At 57.1% G+C, this 16,184-nt stretch carries 14 protein-coding genes; 8 read left to right on the top strand and 6 right to left on the bottom strand.

Features of this window, described 5'->3' with window-relative positions:
* The 7 genes from ABLU80_RS08395 to ABLU80_RS08365 all read left to right on the top strand — a co-directional run bounded on the left by ABLU80_RS08395 (window position 1) and on the right by ABLU80_RS08365 (window position 6,843).
* Complete coding sequence (locus ABLU80_RS08395; RefSeq protein ID WP_047080415.1) at window positions 1-237, top strand: non-oxidative hydroxyarylic acid decarboxylases subunit D; 237 nt, start codon at window positions 1-3, stop codon at window positions 235-237.
* A 413-nt stretch (window positions 238-650) separates the two neighbouring features.
* A complete protein-coding gene (locus ABLU80_RS08390) occupies window positions 651-1,187 on the top strand; it encodes a hypothetical protein (RefSeq protein WP_015703287.1) in 537 nt (178 codons plus the stop codon).
* Between the two features lie 49 nt (window positions 1,188-1,236).
* Window positions 1,237-1,923 (top strand): fimbria/pilus periplasmic chaperone, encoded by a 687-nt coding sequence (locus ABLU80_RS08385; RefSeq protein WP_163331769.1) that lies wholly within the window; start codon window positions 1,237-1,239, stop codon window positions 1,921-1,923.
* A 38-nt stretch (window positions 1,924-1,961) separates the two neighbouring features.
* Entirely contained in the window at window positions 1,962-4,553 is a 2,592-nt protein-coding gene (locus ABLU80_RS08380; RefSeq protein WP_260841888.1) for a fimbria/pilus outer membrane usher protein, read from the top strand.
* Complete coding sequence (locus ABLU80_RS08375) at window positions 4,553-5,104, top strand: fimbrial protein (protein ID WP_015703284.1); 552 nt, start codon at window positions 4,553-4,555, stop codon at window positions 5,102-5,104. Before ABLU80_RS08380 ends, ABLU80_RS08375 begins: the two co-directional genes overlap by 1 nt.
* A 23-nt stretch (window positions 5,105-5,127) precedes the next feature.
* Window positions 5,128-5,679: a fimbrial protein gene (locus ABLU80_RS08370; RefSeq protein WP_015370001.1), complete on the top strand. Its 552-nt coding sequence runs from the start codon at window positions 5,128-5,130 to the stop codon at window positions 5,677-5,679.
* Window positions 5,680-5,700: 21 nt separating this feature from the next.
* Window positions 5,701-6,843, top strand: coding sequence for a type 1 fimbrial protein (locus ABLU80_RS08365; protein WP_052767589.1), 1,143 nt, complete (start codon window positions 5,701-5,703; stop codon window positions 6,841-6,843).
* A gap of 56 nt (window positions 6,844-6,899) precedes the next feature.
* On the opposite strand, the gene mutS is transcribed toward ABLU80_RS08365, so the two are convergent.
* The 6 genes from mutS to ABLU80_RS08335 form a co-directional block, all read right to left on the bottom strand.
* Window positions 6,900-9,461, bottom strand: a complete 2,562-nt coding sequence (gene mutS, locus ABLU80_RS08360) for a DNA mismatch repair protein MutS (RefSeq protein ID WP_047080417.1) — start codon at window positions 9,459-9,461, stop codon at window positions 6,900-6,902.
* Window positions 9,462-9,641: 180 nt separating this feature from the next.
* A complete protein-coding gene (locus ABLU80_RS08355) occupies window positions 9,642-10,421 on the bottom strand; it encodes a heme ABC transporter ATP-binding protein (protein ID WP_348849891.1) in 780 nt (259 codons plus the stop codon).
* Window positions 10,414-11,409, bottom strand: coding sequence for an iron ABC transporter permease (locus tag ABLU80_RS08350; protein WP_047080419.1), 996 nt, complete (start codon window positions 11,407-11,409; stop codon window positions 10,414-10,416). Before ABLU80_RS08350 ends, ABLU80_RS08355 begins: the two co-directional genes overlap by 8 nt.
* Window positions 11,409-12,227: a hemin ABC transporter substrate-binding protein gene (locus tag ABLU80_RS08345; protein WP_047080420.1), complete on the bottom strand. Its 819-nt coding sequence runs from the start codon at window positions 12,225-12,227 to the stop codon at window positions 11,409-11,411. Before ABLU80_RS08345 ends, ABLU80_RS08350 begins: the two co-directional genes overlap by 1 nt.
* Window positions 12,224-13,255 carry a hemin-degrading factor gene (locus ABLU80_RS08340; RefSeq protein ID WP_047080421.1) on the bottom strand — a complete coding sequence of 344 codons (1,032 nt, stop codon included), beginning with the start codon at window positions 13,253-13,255 and terminating at the stop codon, window positions 12,224-12,226. The genes ABLU80_RS08345 and ABLU80_RS08340 overlap by 4 nt, the downstream gene beginning before the upstream one ends.
* 73 nt (window positions 13,256-13,328) lie before the next feature.
* Window positions 13,329-15,680, bottom strand: a complete 2,352-nt coding sequence (locus ABLU80_RS08335) for a TonB-dependent receptor (RefSeq protein ID WP_047058921.1) — start codon at window positions 15,678-15,680, stop codon at window positions 13,329-13,331.
* Between the two features lie 199 nt (window positions 15,681-15,879).
* On the opposite strand from ABLU80_RS08335, the gene ABLU80_RS08330 reads away from it, so the two are divergent.
* Window positions 15,880-16,173: a SelT/SelW/SelH family protein gene (locus tag ABLU80_RS08330; protein ID WP_015370009.1), complete on the top strand. Its 294-nt coding sequence runs from the start codon at window positions 15,880-15,882 to the stop codon at window positions 16,171-16,173.
* The last annotated feature ends 11 nt before the right edge of the window (window positions 16,174-16,184 follow it).

Here is a 16,184-nt window from a genome sequence, read left to right as displayed (position 1 = left end):
ATGATTTGTCCACGTTGTGCTGATGAACAGATTGAAGTGATGGCGACGTCGCCGGTAAAAGGGGTGTGGATCGTTTACCAGTGTCAGCACTGCCTCTATACCTGGCGTAATACCGAACCGCTGCGTCGTACCAGCCGCGAACATTATCCGCAAGCGTTCCGCATGACGCAGAAAGATATTGATGAAGCGCCACAGGTGCCGCATATTCCACCGCTGTTGGCGGAAGAAAAGCGTTAAATCACTGGCCCGGATATTCCGGGCCTTTTTATTTAGAATTAAAGGGCGTGACAACTATTTTCAATTAGATTATAACTAGTGACTTAATCATTAAGGATTATAATTCACATCCTGTCAGCTATCATTACTCATTTCTGCTTCTCTCTGGGTGTTTTTTAAACAGTCAACCCTCCATAAGTTTTTAATTAAATGCATCCAATTTGAATCAATCTGTAAATATCTTGTAGTCTAAATATGGACTCGATGGGGTATTTTAAAATACATATTGACGTCCATTTTTTCTAAACGAGTTAATAAACATTATCACTGAACGTGCATTATTTAATGGGCGTTTGTTGATAATGCTTTTCGGTTGTCATTTTGACAACAATTAATAATTGCGATGTTTATTATTTTTATTGGGATATTAAAGAATGAAACTTACTAAAATCGGCGCAGCTCTGGTTCTGACTTTTGGCATGAGCGCGGCAGCGATGGCATCTAACACCATTACCTTTAACGGTGAAGTGCTGGAGACGGGTTGCAATATCACTGTTGATGGCGGTACTCCGGATGCAACCGTTGAACTGGGCAGCGTGGCAGCAACTGATTTGGTAGCAAAAGGTGACCTCGGCGCGCCGAAACAGTTCGTTTTTAATCTGGACCAGTGCCCGACTGCGTCCAATGTCAATATTGTCTTCTCTGCGCCGGTTGACCCGGTGGCTGGTGATGACTCGTACTTCGCGAATACTGCCTCTGGGGTTGGCGTCACTGCTGCACAAAACGTTGCCGTTCAACTGAAGCAAGGCGGTTCTAATGGCACCATCGTGAAGAACAATGCAGACAACGATCCTATTACCCTGGACTCTGGCTCTGCTACCGAGACCTACACCGCATCGATGATTGCTGTTGATCAGGCTGTTGCTGGTACGGTTCAGTCCGTCGTGACCTATAACGTCCGTTATAACTAATCCTGAAGGAGGGGAAACCCTCCTTATATTTCTGTGAGTGCATTGCATAATGAAACCCATCGCAGCTTTTGTTTTTTGTGTGGCCGCCGTTGCCAGTCTGAATGCGTCTGCCAGTATCGTTACCGGCGGAACGCGGGTGATTTTTGACGGCTCCCATCAGGCCGCCTCGTTATCCGTGGAAAACTCGGACAAAGTTACCAATCTGGTGCAATCCTGGGTCAGTCCCGCCGAAGGTAGCGCGCTGAAAAAAGAAACTATGATTATTACGCCGCCGCTGTTTCGCCTCGAAGCCGGGAAAAAAGCGTCAATCCGGATTGTTCGTTCAGGGATGCCGGTTCCGGAAGATCGCGAATCATTATTGTGGCTAAACGTAAAAGGTATTCCCGCTACGGATGATAGTTCTGCTGGCAAAAATACCATGCAGATTGCCATTAATTCGAAAATTAAGCTGATCTATCGCCCGGTTGCGCTCAAAGGCCAGTCGCCGGAAAGCAGTGCAAATAAAGTGGTATGGAAGCCAGCTGCCGGCGGTGTGCAGGTCAATAATCCGACGCCGTTTTATATGAACTTCTCCAGCATAGAAATTAATAATCATGCGCTCAGCGGCCAATATTTTGTCGCGCCGTTCTCCACGCTGAATATTTCCGAAGGGAAGATCCCCTCCCACGGCAAAGTGACCTGGTCGCTGATTAATGATTACGGCGTGAAAGGTCAGGACAAAGTCTCTTCATATTAATCGGCACGGTACGTATCCCGTACGGATACAGGGTAATAATGGAAAAAGTTAAGCATACCTATGTCCTTTCTTTAGGGCTGGGGCTCAGTATTGCCTTCAGTTCTTTCAGCGCCATTGCTCAGGAACATTTTAACCCTCGTCTTTTGGAAACGGATAGTACAGAGACGCCAATGATGGATCTCAGTCTGTTTGCCAAAGATGAGGTACCGCCTGGTGACTATAACGTCGATATTTATATCAACGGTAGCCTGGTGGATACTAAAACCATTTCCTTTCGCAAGCTGTCGGACGACAAGAACACCACTGCCGGACAGGTTGTGGGGGCGTGCCTGAGCGTGTCTGAGCTGAAAGCCTGGAATGTGCGGGTCGATAACTACTTTAGCGAACAGGACAAAACCAGCGAGTGCGCCAGCATGCAGGCTATTCCGGGTCTGGAACAGAAAATGGATCTGGCGAATCAGCGCTTTGATCTCACTATCCCGCAGGTTGCCCTGCTCAACACCGCCCGTGGCTACGTTTCGCCAGAGCGATGGGATGAAGGTATTGCCGCCGGTTTGCTTAACTACAGCGTCTCTGGTCAGCAGGATTTGCACCACCGTAATGGCGTGGACAGTAGCAACCAGTTCGTCAGCCTACAGCCGGGGCTGAACCTGGGGGCGTGGCGTTTGCGTAACTATTCCACCTACAGCCACTCTGAATCCGAAAGTGAGTGGGATTCGGTGTACACCTACGCTTCCCGCGATATTAAATCCCTGAAAAGCCAACTGGTTCTCGGGCAGGGCACCACCCGAGGCGGCGTGTTTGATAGCGTGGGTTTTACCGGGGTACAGATGTATTCCGATAATGATATGAAGCCGGACAGCATGCAGGGCTTCGCGCCGGTGATCCGCGGTATCGCCCGCAGCAACGCCGAGGTCACCGTGTACCAGAATGGACACAGCATCTATAAGGCCACAGTGCCGCCGGGGCCATTCGAATTCAGCGATATGTACCCGACCGGTAGCTCCGGCGACCTGAAAGTGGTGATCAAGGAGTCTGATGGTTCGCAAAGTAGCTTCATCGTCCCTTACGCCACATTGCCGGTGCTACAGCGTGAAGGACAGGTGCAGTATGGTCTGGTGGCGGGTAAAACCCGCCAGGACGGATCGGATTCGCGGGCGGAAGACTTTAACTTTGTCCAGGGATCGGCGGCCTGGGGCGTCGGCAAAGGCGTGACCTTGTACGGCGGTTATATTCAGGCGGAAGACAAATACTCCAACCTGATTGCCGGTACCGGGTTTAACCTCGGCAGCGCCGGGGCGCTCTCTTTTGATATTTCACAGTCGTGGGCGGATGTCCCGCAACCGGACAATATACGGCAGATGGAACACCATAGCGGCCAGTCGTACCGCGTGCGCTACAGCAAGACGCTGCAGCAGACCAACACCGATATTGCGGTGGCTGGCTACAAATTCTCAACCCGCGGTTATCTGTCGTTCCAGGATTTCCTCAATGATTGGGACCCGGGCAACAGCGCCATCGATAACGGTCGCGAACGTAATCGTTTCGACGTGACTATCTCACAGACGCTGCCTTTCGGTACGTTGTCCCTGACCATGTATGACGCCTCCTACTGGAATAGCCAGCACGCCGACTCGCTGAACCTCGGCTTCAGCAGCACGCTGGGGCCGGTATCGTACTCGCTGAACTATGCGCACACGAAAAACGTTGATGGCGGTTATGGCAACGATTCCGATGAATACGATGACGATAACGTCTTCTCGCTTAACTTTAGCGTACCGTTCAGCGCCTTCAGCAATAGTGAAGCGGCGCAGTCGATTTCGGCTAACTACTCGATGAACAGCAGCAAACACGGCGATACCACGCATAACATCGGTATTTCCGGCACCGCAATGCAGCAAAACCAGCTCAACTGGCAGGTGTCGGAAGGCTATAACGCCGATTCAGAAGCGACCAACGGCAACGTTACCGTCGGCTACCAGAGCTCGTATGCCGATGTGTCCGCCGGTTACAGCTACGACGACTACAGCCGTCGTCTGAACTATAGCCTGCGCGGTGGAATGGTGGTTCACAGCGGCGGTATTACCCTGGCCCGTCAGTTGAATGACAGCGTAGCGCTGGTGGAAACGCCGGGCGTCTCCGGGGTGCCGATCAATGGCCAGACTAACGTCCATACCGACTACTTTGGTAATGCGATTGTGCCGTACGTGCGTCCGTACCACAGTAATCAGATTTCCCTCAATACCGTGGAGGCCAGCGATGCCACCGCGGCCATTGATAACGTCGCCAAAACCGTGGTGCCGACCAAAGGCGCGGTGGTCCGCGTGAAGTACAACACCTGGATTGGCCGGAAGGCGATGATGACGTTGATCTTCAACGGTAAGCCGGTGCCGTTCGGCGCGGTAGTCACGCAAACCAGCGATGATTCGGACGACACCCGCAGCAGCATCGTCGGCGACAGTGGCGAAGTGTACCTGGTTGGTCTCGCCGATAAAGGGCAACTGATGGTCAAGTGGGGCGACGGGGCGAACAAACAGTGTGCCGTTGACTACACACTGGCGGGCGCGAAGTCGCAGGCCGATATTCTGTTTATCAACGGGATATGCCATCCCGTCCAGGGGGCTCACTGATGTCACGCTTTCATTTTGCTACCGTCCGACGCATGGCGGCGACGAGCCTGCTTTTCGTTGCCGGGCTGCCGTCTGCGCTGGCGTACAACACACAGGATGTCATTAACTTCAGCGTCACGGGGAATATTGTGGCAGGCAGCTGTAATGTTAGTTATCCCGCGACCGTTGAACTAGGAACCTATCTGCCAACGGATTTTATTAATGAAGGCGATAGCACGGACAATGTCCCGTTCACTGTCTCTTTCACTAACTGTTCTCCCTCGCTGACTAAAGCGACGGTAGCGTTTACCGGTGCCGTAGATGGAACCCAGCCATTCTATTTTGCCAACGGGATTACGGCAGAGGGGGGCGGCGCAACCGATGTTGCACTGGAATTATTAACTGATGCGGATCACTGGCAAATGTCTAACGGGCAGAGTCATGACGTCACTCTCGAGTCAGACAGCCATGCCGGTGAAATCATTTTTATCGCAAGAATGGCAACTCCAGGCCACAACCCCGGCACCGGGGAGTTCCAGAGCGTCGTCACCCTGAACGTTGTTTATAACTAGTTACCTGATAAAAGGCAGGAGACATGTCAAAATTTTTATATGCTGTTCTGTTTTTCGCGGGGATGCTGGTTAGCGCAATGTCAGCTCTGGCTGGGGATAATAATCTCCGGGAGACACGTGATATTACCTTTCACGGCAGGATTGCCGCAGGAACCTGTAATGTCACCAATCCTGAAACCGTAGATCTGGGGAAATACTATAAAGGAGACTTTTCTGTTGCCGGCGGTAACACCGGTAATGTTCCAGTCACCATCAGTTTTGACAGCTGTACTGCTGAAATCAGCCAGGCCACAGTCACCTTCACCGGCACGCCCTATTCCGAAGACCCGACCTATGGCTCGGTCATTTATGCCAATCAGGTGACGCCTGATGCCGATGGCGCTACCGATGTTGGATTGCAGTTGTTCGATTATCCAGCTATCCACGTGGCGCTGGCCAATGGGGTGAGTTATCCGGTACCCATTGAAAATGGCGCGGGCGCATTGAAATTTATTGCCCGCATGTACACCCCTCATGGCGCCCCAACGGCGGGTAAATTCAGCTCCGCGGTCACGTTGAACGTGACCTATAATTAACCCCGATTTAAGGCAAACAACGTGTTAAAATTTTTATATCCCACCCTGTTATTGCTGGGGCTGTTTCCGCTGGCGGTCCAGGCGGTTTGTCATCGTACCGACGACACCCCGTCGCAATCTTATGTCGCGATGCCGCAGCAGCTACTGGTCTCCAGTAAAAATTATGCGCCGGGCGAGATCCTTTATGACTCCGGATATATGTCCGGCGGCACGACAACCATCAAGAACTGTGCGGGGTCCTATTACGTTGGTTTTCACTACGCCGGCGCGTTAACCACCGCCAGCCCGCTGCAGGATAATGTCTATCCGTTGACCAATGGTTCAACCGCCACCGGGCTCGGTATCCGCGTCTATACCATTAATCAGGCGGGTCCGTTTGATGACGAACGGGCGATCGATAACAGCTGGCAGGAACACGATGCCGGGGCAGGCTCTGACCACACCCTCAATAACTCCGCCTATCGGGTGCAGATTATCGCCACCGGCGGGCCGATAACCAGCGGTACGTTTAACGTTCCGAGCCCGCTGGCGCGGGTCGATTATCGCGAAACGCAGAGTATTGATAGCAGTGATGGCGACATCGCCTCCACGCTGACGCTGTCGACCACCACGGTTGAAGTACATGCGATGGGCTGTACGGCGGATGTGGCGAGTCTCAACTTCCCAATGGGGGATGTCGAAGTGTCGGCATTTGATAGTACCGGCTACGTCTATTCCGGTCCGGAAAAAAACGTCAATCTGACCTGCGAGCCGGGAACCAATGTCTCGATGACCATGAATGCGGCGACGGTGGCGGGAGATGATTCAACGATTGCGCTATCCGATAATGGCGACGGGAGTACGGCGACGGGGGTGGGGGTACAGCTGGAAAGAAAACTTCCCAATGGCGGGTTCTATGTGTTGATGAGCGCAGGCCAGACGATACCGATCTTTTACTCAAAGCGCAGTGACACTTCAACCTGGTCTGCGGGGACCGACGCTGATGGCGCTACGCCCTTTTCCGGAGATACCGGCACGGCCAGTACCTATGCTGACGCGACCAACCCTGGCGGCGCTTCCGCCAATGAAACTCTGACCTTCCGGGCTAACTACCATAAAATAGGGGAAACCATTACCCCCGGTACCGCCAATGCCACCGGGACGATCACCCTGCAATATAACTGATGCTAAAAACAAAAAGCCTGACGATGACGCCAGGCTTTTTGTTATTTAACGGTTAATTACGCCAGGCTTTTCAGGCGGTAGATCCACTCCAGTGCCTGACGCGGGCTCAGCGAATCCGGGTCAAGATTCTCCAGCGCTTCCAGCGCCGGCGAGGTCTCTTCCGGCGCGGAGAGCAGCGACATCTGCGTACCATCAACCTGCGTGGCGGCGGCATTTGGCGAAATGCTCTCCAGCTCGCGCAGTTTCTGCCGCGCGCGCTTGATCACCTCTTTCGGCACTCCCGCCAGCGCGGCGACCGCCAGGCCATAGCTCTTGCTGGCCGCGCCGTCCTGCACGCTGTGCATAAAGGCGATGGTATCGCCATGCTCCAGCGCATCGAGGTGCACGTTGGCCACGCCTTCCATTTTTTCCGGCAACTGGGTGAGCTCGAAGTAGTGGGTGGCGAACAGGGTCAACGCTTTGATCTTATTTGCCAGATTCTCCGCGCAGGCCCACGCCAGCGACAGACCGTCGTAGGTAGACGTGCCGCGACCAATCTCGTCCATCAGCACCAGGCTGTGTTCGGTGGCGTTGTGCAGAATATTGGCGGTTTCGGTCATCTCCACCATGAAGGTGGAACGGCCGCTCGCCAGGTCATCTGCCGCGCCGACGCGGGTAAAGATGCGATCGATCGGGCCAATTTCTACTTTCTGCGCCGGCACGTAGCTGCCGATATAGGCCAGCAGCGCAATCAGCGCGGTCTGGCGCATATAGGTACTTTTACCGCCCATGTTCGGGCCGGTGATGATCAGCATGCGGCGCTGCGGCGCCAGCTGCAGCGGGTTGGCGATAAACGGCTCTTTCAGCACCTGCTCCACCACCGGGTGGCGGCCTTCGGTAATGCGAATACCGGGTTTATCGATAAAGGTCGGGCAGCAGTAGTTCAGGGTCTCCGCGCGTTCCGCGAGGTTCACCAGTACGTCCAGCTCGGCCAGCGCGCTGGCGCTGGTTTGTAAGTCGGCCAGATGCGGCAGCAGCTTTTCGAACAGGTCGTCATAGAGCTGTTTTTCCAGCGCCAGCGCCTTGCCTTTAGACGTCAGGACCTTATCTTCGTATTCCTTCAGTTCAGGAATAATGTAGCGCTCGGCGTTTTTCAGCGTCTGGCGGCGCACATAGTGGATCGGCGCATGCTGGCTCTGGCCGCGGCTGATCTGGATGTAGTAACCATGAACGGCATTGTAGCCGACCTTCAGGGTATCAAGGCCCAGCCGCTCGCGTTCGCGGATTTCCAGTTTGTCGAGATAATCGGTCGCGCCATCGGCCAGCGCCCGCCACTCATCCAGCTCTTCATTATAACCCGGAGCGATAACGCCGCCGTCACGCACCAGCACTGGCGGCGCGTCGATGATCGCGCGTTCCAGCAGTTCACGCAGTTCGGCGAACTCGCCCATTTTCTCGCGCAGCTGTTGCACCGGCAGACAGTCAACGTCGGCCAGCAGCTCGCGCAGCAGCGGCAGCTGCTGGAAGGCATGGCGCATACGGGCTAAATCGCGTGGGCGGGCGGTACGCAGCGCCAGACGCGCCAGAATACGCTCAAGGTCGCCGACCTGACGCAGCACCGGCTGCAGCTCGGTATAGCGTTCCTGTAAGGCGCCGATGGTTTGTTGGCGTTCAACCAGCACCGCGGTATCGCGTACCGGCATATGCAGCCAGCGTTTGAGCATGCGGCTGCCCATCGGCGTGACCGTGCAGTCGAGCACCGAGGCAAGGGTGTTATCAACGCCGCCGGCGAGATTCTGGGTGATCTCCAGATTGCGACGGGTGGCGGCATCCATAATGATGCTGTCCTGTTGGCGTTCCATGGTGATGGAGCGGATGTGCGGCAGCGAGGTGCGCTGGGTATCTTTTACGTACTGCAACAGGCAGCCGGCGGCGCACAGCCCGCGCGGGGCGTTTTCGACGCCGAAGCCCACCAGATCGCGGGTGCCGAACTGCAGGTTGAGCTGCTGGCGCGCGGTGTCGATTTCGAACTCCCATAGCGGGCGACGGCGCAGGCCGCGGCGGCCTTCAATCAGTGACGATTCGGCAAAATCTTCCGCATACAGCAGTTCCGCCGGATTGGTACGTTGTAGTTCCGCCGCCATGGTCTCGCGGTCGGCCGGTTCGCTCAGGCGAAAGCGCCCGGAGCTGATATCCAGCGTCGCGTAGCCGAAGCCCTTGCTGTCCTGCCAGATGGCGGCCAGCAGGTTGTCCTGGCGCTCCTGCAGCAGCGCTTCATCGCTGATGGTGCCCGGCGTGACGATGCGTACCACTTTGCGTTCAACCGGCCCTTTGGTGGTGGCCGGATCGCCAATCTGTTCGCAAATCGCGACCGACTCGCCCTGGTTTACCAACTTTGCGAGATAGTTTTCCACCGCGTGGTGGGGAATGCCGGCCATGGGAATCGGTTCGCCCGCGGAAGCGCCGCGTTTGGTCAGCGAGATATCGAGCAGCTGCGAGGCGCGTTTGGCGTCGTCATAAAACAGCTCGTAAAAGTCGCCCATCCGGTAAAACAGCAGGATCTCCGGATGCTGAGCCTTCAGCTTCAGATACTGCTGCATCATTGGGGTATGGGCGTCTAAATTGTCGATTGTGCTCATAGGGTGTTATCCAGGTCCCTGATTTTTAATAGAGTGCGATTTTATTATTGTCGTCGTTATCGCATGAGGAAGACATGATAACGGAGATAGGCATTTGAGGGAAAGTGACGAAGTGGACGCAGCGATCCTGATTCCAATTCTCAGGCGCGCGGCCATCGCTAAGCTGGCCGCACGTGACGTTCAGGGCGCCAGATAAACCTGTGGAATCGCTTTTTCCGGATGCTGGCCGAGGCGCACGTCCGCGCCGTACCAGCGGCGGATGATTTCCTGCTGGATAACCTGATGCGGCGTGCCCTGCGCTACCACCTGTCCCTGGTGCAGCAGCAGAATCTGGTCGGCCCACAGGGCGGCGAGGTTGAGATCGTGCAGCACCACGCAGACATGTAGCTGGCCGGAAGCGGTCAGCCGCTTGAGCAGGCGTAACAGATGCTGCTGGTAATAGAGATCCAGCGCCGAGGTGGGTTCATCCAGAAACAGCCATCCCTGCGGCGCGCCGTTTTGCCACAGCTGCGCGAGAGAGCGGGCCAGCTGTACCCGCTGCTGCTCGCCGCCGGAAAGCGACGGATAGCGCCTGCCGCGCAAATGATCGCAGCCGGTTTCCGCCATAACATCGCGCAGAGTCTGCGGACTGGCGGTCGCTTCCCACGGCGAGCGCCCCATGGCGATAACCGTTTCCACCGTCCAGTCGGCCTGGAGTGGAGTGCGCTGCAACATCACCGCCCGGCGGCGCGATAGCGCCTGCGGCGACCAACGCTCCAGCGCTTTGCCGTCCATCATGCGTTCGCCGCTATCCGGGGTAAGGAAGCCGGTTAGCAGCCGCAGCAGGGTGGATTTGCCCGCGCCGTTCGGGCCGATCAGCGCGGTCATCTCGCCGCCGCGAAGCGTCAGCGAAACCTGGTCAATCACCTGACGTTGGCCGAGCCGCAGCGACAGCCCTTGCGCCCGATAGTTGTTATCCATGGATTGGTTTCTCCCGACGAAATATCAACCACAGGAACCACGGCGCGCCGAGCAGGCTGGTCAGCAGCCCCACCGGCATCTCCGCCGGCGCGGCGACGGTGCGCGCCAGGGTATCGGCAATCAACAGCAGAATCGCGCCCGCCAGCAGCGAGCCAGGGATAAGCCCGCGGTGGTCCGCCCCCAGCCACATTCGCATCAGATGCGGCACCACCAGGCCGATAAAGCCGATGACGCCGCTTATCGCCACCGCCGCGGCAACCAGCACCGCGCTGCATAACAACAGCAGCCGCTGTATCGCCCGCACGTTAACGCCGAGATAGTGCGCCTCTTCATCGCCGAGTTGCAGCAGGTTAAGACGTGTTGCCATCCGCCACACCGCTATTGACGCCGGAATAATCAGGCTGGCCGCCACCAGCAGCGTCGGCCATTCGGCCTGACCCAGGCTACCCATTCCCCACAGCGACAGCTGGCGTAGCTGAGCATCATTGCTTAGCCAGGCCAGCACGCCAACCAGCGCGCCGCATAAAGCGTTGATGGCGATCCCCACCAGCAGCAGCCGCGACAGCGAACCGTCGCCTGCGCGGCTGAGGATAAAAATCACTGCCATCACTGCCAGGCTGCCGATAAAAGCCGCCAGCATCGGCATATACAGAGCTAACAGCGCCGGCACGCTGAGCGGCAACACCAGCCAGCAGGCCACCGCCAGCGCCGCGCCGCTGCTGATACCCAGCAGCCCCGGGTCGGCGAGCGGGTTGCGAAACAGCCCCTGCATCACGCAGCCGGACAGCGCCAGCGCGGCGCCGACCAGCAGCGCCAGCAGCACTCGCGGCAGACGGATCGTCAGCCAGATATGGCGCAGGATTTCATCGCCGGAGGGCAGCAGGTTGATCAATGGCAATCGCATTGCGCCGAGGGTGGTGGCGTAGAGCGTCAATGCGACCAGCAGCAGCGTCATCAACAGCAAATGGCGAACGAGGGCAGGGCGCATCAGGGCAACTGCTCCGCTTTTTTCCGCAGTTCGAGGAGCGCCTGCGGCGTACGCGGGCCGAAGCCGAGCAGGGCCATATCGTCGATCGCCAGTAGCTGTTTATGGCGGCCAGCGGGCGTTTGCGCCAGACCGGGCAATTTCCATAACCCGCTTTCGCCGCCCATCCCCTTGAGACCATCGGCGGAAATCACCACCAGATCCGCCTGGCTTGCGGCCACCCCTTCCTGTGACATCGCGCGATAATGGTCAAAGCCCTGCATTGCGTTTTGCAGCCCGGCGGCGCGGATCGCGCCATCGGCGGCGGTGTGCTGTCCGGCCACCATGGTATTCATCCCGCCGTGGCTGAGGATAAACAGCACCCGTTTGGCGATAGGCCGTGAGGGAATGGCGGCTATCCGCTGCTTGACCTGCTGGCGCAGCACGTCGCCTGCCGGAGTTTTACCTAATGCTTTGGCGATAACGGCGATTTTGTTATCAATGGCGGCAAGGTTATCGCCGCCCGGCACGTTGACGACCGTCACCTTGCTGTCCTGCACTTTCTGCAGCACCAGCGACGGCTGCGCCTGCGTGCTGGCCAGTACCAGCTGCGGGCGTAAGGAGAGGATCCCCTCGGCGTTTAACTGCCGTAGATAGCCGACGTCCGGCAGCTTCTGCGCGGCGGCAGGCCAGGTGCTGGTGCTGTCTTTCGCCACCAGTTGCTGCCCAGAGTTCAGCGCGTAGACAATTTCGGTGACGTCGCCGCCGAGGGAAATTACCCGTTCGGCGGCCGCGCTGGCGAACAGCGGCAGTGCGGCAAGCAGTATTCCCCAACGTTTCATGCCGGCTGCCCTTCCGCGCACAGACGCGCCACCTGCGCACGCCACTGTTGTTGCTCCGGGTGGCCTTCGCTGCGCTGGCCGTACAGCTGGGCGATTTGCGTACCGTCTTTGGCAAACAGTTCGACGCTGGTGACGTGGCCATCGGAGGTCGGTTTACGGGTGACCCAGATTTCATCCACGCTGTCTTCGCGCAGATGCAGGGTAAAGGCGCTATTGAAGATGTTGATCCAGCCGCGCATCGGCGCCAGCTTTTCCAGCACGCCGGTGAAGATCTGCACGCAGCCGCGGTTGCCGACGAAGATCATGATTTCATTGCCGTCCTGGCGTACCGTTTCCAGCAGTCCCGGCAGCGCATTATTGTCGATGCGGCAGGCCAGATCGTCGCTCACCAGGCGGAAGGCCTGCTGACGGGAAAGATTGTGTTTACGCAGCAGGCCAAAGAACTGGTGCACATCGGTCATTGCGCGCCACTCGTTTTCCAGCGCCGCGGCGTCGGCGGAGTCGGCGTACTTCACGCGGTCGGCCGGGCGAATCGTCAGCGCGCCGGGCGCCGTCTCGCTGAATTTGGCTACCAGCGTTTGCCATGCCGCCATATCGGTTTTCCCGGTGGCGTAAACCTTTAGCAGCGCATCGCCGTGCGGGTCAAAGAACTGGATGCTCTGGCGGCCGTTATCGTTGAGGTGGAACACGCTTGACCACTGGCTGAGGAACAGGCGCAGGTCGAGCGCCCGCGGGTTGAGCACCAGCCCGGCGTGGCCGCTCAGGTGTTGATGGGTAAATTCGCCGACCTGCTCGTGCACCGCGTATTCGTTGCGGCAGATGCATTTGGTTTCGCCGATGCTCTCCAGGGCGGCGATAATCGCCCGTACGTCGTCGTGCAGACGCACGGCATCGTGACCGACGCGCGCGGCGGTTAATTCGGCTTCGCTAATTCCCATCTCTGCGGCGATGTCGCGGGCATATTTGGCGGTGGAGCGGGCTTTGGTGGCCTGGTAGCGCTGCCACAGATCGTCGTGTGCGTTTTGCATAATTCACATCCTTCTCTACGATGAATTTCCCCGGCCCGCGGGCCGGGGGGCAGGTTTGTAATTATTCGGGCGATCAGAAATCGATATTCACGCCCAGTTGCCAGGTCCTTCCGGGCATCACAGCCAGCGCTTTATCGTTGGCATCCTGATTGGTACTGGTCTCGATGTTGCGGCTGCTCAGGTAGTCCCAGTATTTACGGTCGGTAATGTTGTAAACCCCGCCGTTGAGGCGAACGTTCTTCGCCACCTGCCAGTAAGCGGTCCAGTCCAGCATGCCGTAGCCCGGCACGCGCATATATTCGGTGCTGGAATCGGCGATGGCGGAGCCGGTGTTGTTGTAGCTCTCGCGGCTGGTGGCAGTGGCCTGTTTGCCCTTAACAAAGGTGGCGGTCAGCGCCGTACCGTAGCGCTTAGCCGGATCGTCCCACGCCACGCCGACGATCGCTTTCATTGGCGCGACGCTGTCGAGGTCGACGTATTTATCGCCGTAGTAACTGGATTTCGATTTCCCTTCGCTATAGCCCCAGGCGAGGGTGGCGCTCAGGCCATCCACCTGCTCAAACCAGGTGCCGAAGTTAAATTTAGTGCTGATCTCGCCGCCGTAGATATAGGCCTTATCGCGGTTTTCCGCTTGATAAATGGTGTAAATATTCGACGGGACGTTAGTGAATTTGCCCGGATTGTTGGCGCGCGAATAACGCGTATAGGCGATAAAGTTCTTATAGCTGTTGTAGAACAGCGCGGTACGCACGGTGATGCCTTCGGTGACTTCGCCCTTGATACCCCATTCAATATTGTCGCTGGTCTCGGTTTTCAGATCGTTGTTGCCGATTAGCGCGTACTGCTGGCTGCCGGCATAGCTGGAGCCCAGGTTCCACGAACCATACAGCTGGCTGGCATTCGGGAACTGCGCGCCGCGCTGGTACTGCAGATAGGTCATCAGCCGCGGCGTAATGTCGTACTGGAACGTCAGTGACGGCAGCACCTGGGTGTCGCTGTTTTTACCATACAGATTCGCCACCGACGATTCGGTGAGCACGCTGCTGTTAGCGCTAAGATCGGACAGATCTTCCGGTTTAGTGGACTGATGCGTCACGCGTACGCCGGGAATAATCGCGAAGTTGTGGCTATCGAGATCGAAGTTGATCTGATCCTGCACGTAACCGCCGATGGTGTAGCTACGGCTGTCCGCTTCCGGCTGCATAATTTCGCTGTAGACGCTAGGGATCGGCGATTGGCTAAATGGCCGCTGGGTTTTGGTCGTGCTGGCGTTAAAACCGGCGCTCAGGTCGTGGCGGCCGATGCTTTTCGCGAGCGCGGTCTGCAGGCCCCAGGTATCGGTATCGTAGTCGGAATTGACCGTCTGCATTTTGCGGGTGACGCTATCCGGCATCCAGGTCCAGTCGTGAGCCTCGGTATGCTGGTAATACACCTTGGTCGAGACGCTGTCGATGTAATCGTTCATCGGCGTCCAGTCGTCTTTCAGGCTCAGCCCCCAGCGCCGCGTCTGGTTGGTTTGGTTGGCGGTGCCGATCACGCTGTTACCGCTGGAGTCCCACGAATCGAAGTGGCTGTGGTTGGTCTTGTGATAGTAGTCGAAGGTGCTGGTGAACTTATGTTCATCGTTCGGCTGCCAGATGCCGGAGGCCATAAACGCGTCAGAGTGCCAGTTTGCCGGGTAAGCGTCGACGCTACCGCTGTTGTTCTCGGTTTCCTGGCCATCACGGCGGCTGTAGACGAAAATGCCGCGCAGCGTTTCATCGCCGCCGGCGACGGTGACGCCGTTATGCCAGCTGCGGTCGGAAGAGTCGTAGCCGCTCTGGTAGCCAAAGGCGCTGGTTTTGCCCGGGCGCAGATAGTCATCCGCCGATTTCGGGCGGAAGGAGACGTTGCCGCCGATTGAGCTGTTAGCGGTCTCGGTTGAGGTGGCGCCCGACTGAATATCCACGCTGCCGTACATATAGGGGTCGATATAATCGCGGCCAATGCCAAAGGTGTTGAGGCCGGAACGGCCAACGTAGCCGCGGCCGGTGGCGTTTGGCTGGGCAATGCCGTCAACATCGATGCCGACACGGTTGCTTTCGAGGCCGCGGATGTTGTAGCCGGTATAGCCGCCGCGATCGAAACCGCTTTTACCGTTGCCGGAACCGCCGCTGGCGCCGGTGGCGCTGATGAGGGGTTCATAACGCATGATTGAGCCGAAGTCGTTGGCGCCTTTGTCCTGCAGTTCCTGCGCGCTCACCGAATGCTCGCTGCCGGCTTTCAGCTGTGGGGCCGGGGCGGTCACCACCATCTGTTCCGCGCTATCCGTCGTGTTATCCTGGGTCACGGCCGCGATAGCGGCATTCTGCGCGATTGCTGCGAGCAGAGAAGTCGCCAGCAGGCTTTTCTTACACCATGCTGCTGATTGAGTCGATTTGTACATTTGTAGCCACGCCTTGATAATTATTAGTATCGGCTCACGCGTTACTTCCAGAGTGCAGGTTGGTCCGTGTTTTCCCTGGCGGACAGTGGTATTCCTGATTTAGTAATTGCGAATGGTAATGATAGGTATTATCGTTTGCAACAAAATAATCATCTATTCTGAATTTTGTTTACATTCGTGCGGACGGGAGCAAGCCAACATGAGCCATAAAGCGATGATTACCATTCACTACTGTTCCCAATGCAACTGGATGCTGCGCGCCAGCTGGATGGCCCAGGAGCTGCTGCATACCTTTAGTACCGATATCGCTTCGGTCACGCTGGTGCCCGGTACCGGCGGCATTTTTACGGTGAGCGTCGATGAGGCGCTCATCTGGGAGCGCAAACGGGACGGCGGTTTCCCGGACGCTGCCGAGCTGAAACGGCGGGTGAGGGACGTCTGCTTCCCGGAAAAAGCGCTGGGGCACGTGGATAATGCCGGGAAGCAGGTCTAAAACGGCTGGCT

Source organism: Klebsiella sp. CN_Kp104 (genome assembly GCF_040064515.1).
GTDB lineage: Bacteria > Pseudomonadota > Gammaproteobacteria > Enterobacterales > Enterobacteriaceae > Klebsiella > Klebsiella aerogenes.
The sequence above is the reverse complement of the archived record's forward strand: the minus strand, read 5'-3'. Positions and strand labels throughout refer to the sequence as shown.

Coding starts and splice junctions, on each gene's coding strand:
- ABLU80_RS08395 (WP_047080415.1), top strand. CDS start 1: ATGATTTGTCCACGTTGTGCTGATGAACAGATTGAAGTGATGGCGACG.
- ABLU80_RS08390 (WP_015703287.1), top strand. CDS start 651: ATGAAACTTACTAAAATCGGCGCAGCTCTGGTTCTGACTTTTGGCATG.
- ABLU80_RS08385 (WP_163331769.1), top strand. CDS start 1,237: ATGAAACCCATCGCAGCTTTTGTTTTTTGTGTGGCCGCCGTTGCCAGT.
- ABLU80_RS08380 (WP_260841888.1), top strand. CDS start 1,962: ATGGAAAAAGTTAAGCATACCTATGTCCTTTCTTTAGGGCTGGGGCTC.
- ABLU80_RS08375 (WP_015703284.1), top strand. CDS start 4,553: ATGTCACGCTTTCATTTTGCTACCGTCCGACGCATGGCGGCGACGAGC.
- ABLU80_RS08370 (WP_015370001.1), top strand. CDS start 5,128: ATGTCAAAATTTTTATATGCTGTTCTGTTTTTCGCGGGGATGCTGGTT.
- mutS (WP_047080417.1), bottom strand. CDS start 9,461: ATGAGCACAATCGACAATTTAGACGCCCATACCCCAATGATGCAGCAG.
- ABLU80_RS08355 (WP_348849891.1), bottom strand. CDS start 10,421: ATGGATAACAACTATCGGGCGCAAGGGCTGTCGCTGCGGCTCGGCCAA.
- ABLU80_RS08350 (WP_047080419.1), bottom strand. CDS start 11,409: ATGCGCCCTGCCCTCGTTCGCCATTTGCTGTTGATGACGCTGCTGCTG.
- ABLU80_RS08345 (WP_047080420.1), bottom strand. CDS start 12,227: ATGAAACGTTGGGGAATACTGCTTGCCGCACTGCCGCTGTTCGCCAGC.
- ABLU80_RS08340 (WP_047080421.1), bottom strand. CDS start 13,255: ATGCAAAACGCACACGACGATCTGTGGCAGCGCTACCAGGCCACCAAA.
- ABLU80_RS08335 (WP_047058921.1), bottom strand. CDS start 15,680: ATGTACAAATCGACTCAATCAGCAGCATGGTGTAAGAAAAGCCTGCTG.
- ABLU80_RS08330 (WP_015370009.1), top strand. CDS start 15,880: ATGAGCCATAAAGCGATGATTACCATTCACTACTGTTCCCAATGCAAC.